Source organism: Candidatus Phytoplasma phoenicium (genome assembly GCF_001189415.1).
GTDB classification, from domain to species: Bacteria; Bacillota_I; Bacilli_A; order Acholeplasmatales; family Acholeplasmataceae; genus Phytoplasma; species Phytoplasma phoenicium.
On the sequence record NZ_JPSQ01000013.1, the window covers coordinates 1 to 4736 of the forward strand.

3 protein-coding genes are annotated in these 4736 nt (G+C 23.8%); all 3 read right to left on the reverse strand.

Going from position 1 to position 4736, the window contains the following annotated elements; all coding sequences use genetic code 11:
• Window positions 1-2 precede the first annotated feature (2 nt).
• A complete protein-coding gene (locus tag AlmWB_RS00525) occupies window positions 3-347 on the reverse strand; it encodes a hypothetical protein (RefSeq protein WP_050337080.1) in 345 nt (114 codons plus the stop codon).
• A gap of 28 nt (window positions 348-375) precedes the next feature.
• Entirely contained in the window at window positions 376-3111 is a 2736-nt protein-coding gene (ileS, locus tag AlmWB_RS00530; protein WP_050337082.1) for an isoleucine--tRNA ligase, read from the reverse strand.
• 115 nt (window positions 3112-3226) lie between these two features.
• A complete protein-coding gene (gene ychF, locus AlmWB_RS00535; protein ID WP_083993338.1) occupies window positions 3227-4324 on the reverse strand; it encodes a redox-regulated ATPase YchF in 1098 nt (365 codons plus the stop codon).
• Window positions 4325-4736: the final 412 nt, after the last annotated feature.

The window sequence follows — 4736 nt, forward strand, 5'->3', positions numbered from 1 at the left end:
ACTTAAAGGGTGTAGCCTACCTTTTCATTAAAAAAAAAAAAAAATAAAAATAAAAAAAAATTAATAAAAATAAAAAAAATAGCAGCAAATACACCTATAAAGTAAGGTTTTTGAGATAAAGAGTTAAAACATTTGGTTTCTCGGAAAATTTTGGCGATAGCATCTCCAATACCGTGGATTCCTGAAGAATATAATTTAATATTATAATCTCCGCTTAAGAAAATTATATCTTGTAAGATATAGCAAAAACATAAAATAATAGTAATAATCAATACTGTAATATTTTTTTTGGTTAAAAATTTTTCTTGCGATTTAACATTTCGCTTTATACTTTTTGAATTTTTCATCAATAATTATTTTTCTAAAAAAGTTTTTTTAATTGTTCAAAATTTCATAGCAACGTTGACATAAATCATTTTCTTTTTTTTGTGGAATGATATTCCAGCAACGAGGACAACTTTCGCCTAAAGCTTTATCAACATAAATGGCAAAATTATTTGTTTGATGGATTTTAATTTGAGCCACCATTAATATTTTGTTTAATTTTTTTTTAATTTTTAAAAGTTTTAAAGCCTTAATGTATTTTTCAGGTAGTTTTAAAATTAAATTAGCTTGCGCAGATTTATTAATTATTTTTTTTTGACGCGCTTCTTCTAAATTTTTTAAAACACTTTCTCTTAAATTATAAAACAAATTAAAAGCTTCTTTGATTGTGTGAAAATTTTGAGCCTTTTGGTTAATAAATTTTTTAATTTGTTCAGCATTTGGCATATTTTCCAAATAAAGGTCTAGTTGTTTTTTGAACGGTAATGTTTGATAAGCTTCTGCTGTAGTGTGAGGAATAATTGGTGTTAATATTTTTAACAAAGAAAGTAATATATCATAGATATTAGATTGAATTACTCTTCTTTCTATATTGTTTTCTTTTTCAATATAAAGAACATCCTTAGCAAAATCTAAATAAAAAGCACTTAATTTATTAGTTATAAAAGGATACAATAAACTTATGACTTTTTCAAAATTATAATCTTCATAAGATTGAATGATTTGTAATAAAAGCTCTTGAAATTCTAACATTATAATTCGATGAAATATTTCTCTTTTTTCAAAAGGAATATAATGTTTTTGCGGATTAAATTGGTTTAAATTACCTAACATAAAACGAAAAGTATTTCGAATTTTACGATATTTTTCTTCTATTTGTTTCAAAATCGAATCATCAATACGTACGTCAATTTTGTAATTAGTACTAGCAACCCATAATCTTAAAATATCAGCACCTTTTTGTTTAATAATGTTTAAAGGATCGATGACATTATTTAATGATTTACTCATCTTTTGCCCTTTACCGTCTAAGACAAATCCATGTGTTAAAATTTGTTGGTAAGGTGTTTGACCAAAAGCTATGGTAGATGTAATCAAAGAAGAATTGAACCAACCTCGATATTGATCTGCTCCTTCTAAATAAATATTAGCAGGAAAAAAATGAGGTGATAATTTACGTAAGATAGAATAAGAAGTACCAGAATCAAACCATACATCTAAAATATCTTTTTCTTTAAGAAAAATGTTGTTAGGACTTTCAGGATGTTTATATCCGGTTGGTAATAAATCTTTAACATCCCATTTAATCCAAATTTCTTTGCCGTTTTTTTCAATTAAATCTGCTATATGATTAATTAAAACGATATCTAAAATTGGATTTTGTGCTTCAGTATAAAAAATAGGAATAGGAACACCCCATGTTTTTTGTCTACTAATTACCCAATCTTCTCGATTTTCAATCATATTATGCATTTTAATTTTTCCCCATTGTGGTAGCCATTGAACTTTTTCAATTTGTGTAAATATATTTTTTTTTATTTTAGTAATATTTAAAAACCATTGAGGAATAGCTAAAAAGAAAACAGGTTTTTTAATACGTTCATCATGGGGATAAGCATGTGTTAATATTTCCGCTTTTAATAAGAGATGATTTTTTTTTAAATCTTCAATAATGACTTTATTGGCTTTTTCATAAAAAAGTCCTTGATAAACACCAGCTATTTCTGTCATTAAACCTTTTTTATCGACACTACATAAAGTAGGAAATTGATATTTTTGACCTATTAAAAAATCATCATGACCATGTCCAGGTGCTATATGAACTAATCCTGTTCCTTCATTTTCAAGTACAAATGTGTCTACTACGACTTTTCCTTTACAAGAGAATAAAGTGTTTTCATAATTTAAATTTTCTAGTTTTTGCCCTTTAAAAGTTTTTAAAATTTTCAATTCATTCCATTGAAATTTTGGGCATAAATTATCTAAAGTAGCTGCGCTAACAATATATTTTTGATTATTGTTTTCTATTAAATGATAATCTTTGAGAGGATGGACACAAATAGCTACATTAGCTGGTAAAGTCCAAGGGGTAGTTGTCCATATTAATAAATTGACATCTTTTAACCAATCAGCATCTAAGATCTTAAAATTGATAAAAATAGATAAAGATTGATGTTCACGATATTCTATTTCTGATTCAGCTAATACAGATTCTAAAAAAGGAGACCAATAAACAGGCTTTAATTTTTTAAAAATCAGATTTTTTTCTATCATTTTTCCCAAAATACGAATTTCATCTGCTATAAATGAGTTCTGAAAAGTTAAGTAAGGATTTTCCCATTCTCCTAAAATACCTAATCTTTTAAAATTTTTTTTTTGTTTTTCAATGAAAGTAAATGCAAATTGTTGGCATTGTTGTAAAAAGTTATTTTTCTCCATTGTTTTATTTTTGGATAATTTTTTTAAAACAGCGATTTCGATTGGCAAACCATGTGTATCCCAACCTGGAATATAAGGAGTATAAAAACCTTGCATTGTTTTAAATCGTACAATAAAATCTTTTAAAATTTTATTTAACGCATGGCCAATATGAATATCTCCATTAGCATATGGCGGGCCATCATGCAAAATAAATTTAGGATTTTTTTTATTTTTTTTTAAAAGTTGTTGATAAAGATTTATTTGTTCCCAGTAATTTTCAATTTCAATTTCTTTTTGACTTAAATTTCCTTTCATCGGAAAATTAGTTTTGGGCATTAATAGAGTATTTTTATATTCAATATTCATATTTATATATTTAGTTTTTGTTCTCCTTTTTTTATTTTTCTTATTATGTTTATGTATTGAAATTTTTTTATTTATTTTTTACAAATCATTTTTATTAGAAAAAAATAATTTTTTATTAAACATTAAAATAAAAATTTATAATATCTCCATCTTGAACTATATAATTTTTACTTTCAAATCTAATTTTCCCTTTTTCTTTTAATTTTGCTAAATTAGGGTATTTTATTAAATCTTCATAATTAAAAATTTTAGCTTTTATAAAACCATGTTGAAAATCTGTATGAATTAAACTGGCGCATTCTGGTGCAGTCATCCCTTTGGTAAAAGCCCAAGCTTTTGTTTCTTTTTCTCCAGTGGTGAAATAAGTTTTTAATCCGAGGAGTTCATAACTTTTTTGAATAATTTCTTTTAAAGAACTTTCTTGGATATTATAAAATTGTAAAATAGTTTTTTGTTCTTTTTGTTTTAAACTAGTTATTTTTTTTTCTAATAAAACACAAACAGGTAAAAATTCTCGATTTTTCTTTTGACTATATAGTTTCATTTGTTGAAAAAAAATATTATTTTTTAAATTATTTAAATTTTTTTCTTCAAAATTACCGATATAAATCATAGGTTTGAATGATAGTAAATTAAAATTTTTAATTATTTTTAGTTCTTCAAGGTTGAAATTTAAGTAAGATAGAGATTTTTCAGACTCTAAAGCGGTTTTTAATTGATTTAATAGTTGAATTTCAATTTCTGTTTCTTTAGATTTAATTCTTTTTTTTTGTTGATTTATTTTATTTAAACGTTTTTCAATTTGTTCTAAATCTGATAAAATTAATTCCGTTTCAATAATATTACTATCTTCTACTGGATTAATTTGTTTATTAACATGAATAATATTAGGGTTGTCAAAACATTTAACAACATGACAAATAGCATCAACATCCCTAATATGACTTAGAAATTTATTTCCTAAACCTTCACCTTTAGAAGCATTTTTTACTAAACCTGCTATGTCAATAAATTGAATTTGTGTAGGTATTGTTTTTTTGGATAAGAAAATTTGAGCTAAATAATTTAAACGTGGCTCTGGAACTGATACAGTTCCTAAATTAGGTTGAATAGTAGCAAAAGGATAATTAGCTTCTAATACTTGTAAATTCGTTATAACATTAAATAAAGTGGATTTTCCTACGTTTGGTAAACCTATAATCCCTACTTTCATATACATTTTCTCGTTTTCTTTTTTGATTTATTAAGATGTAAAAAAATAAATTTATAAATAGTTCAAACCATTTCTCATGAAAATTTTTGACAAAATATTTTAAATTGTTGACCAAAATATAAAATCTTATTATGAAATTTTAAAAAATTCCTTTCTAATTTTTATATTTAGTATTAATTTTACTATATAATGGTAAGTAAATGTATATCTTTAATTTATATTATACTTAATATTTTATAATATTAATCTTTTTATTTTGTCTTTAATTAAGTAATAATTTACATTTTTTTGAATTTTTCGTTTTTTATTTTTGTATATTTCGATATTTCATTAAAATAGGCATTTTGAAAATATGCAGGAACAATTATTAATAGTTTATTTTTAGAATTTATTTTATTATAATACATATTGG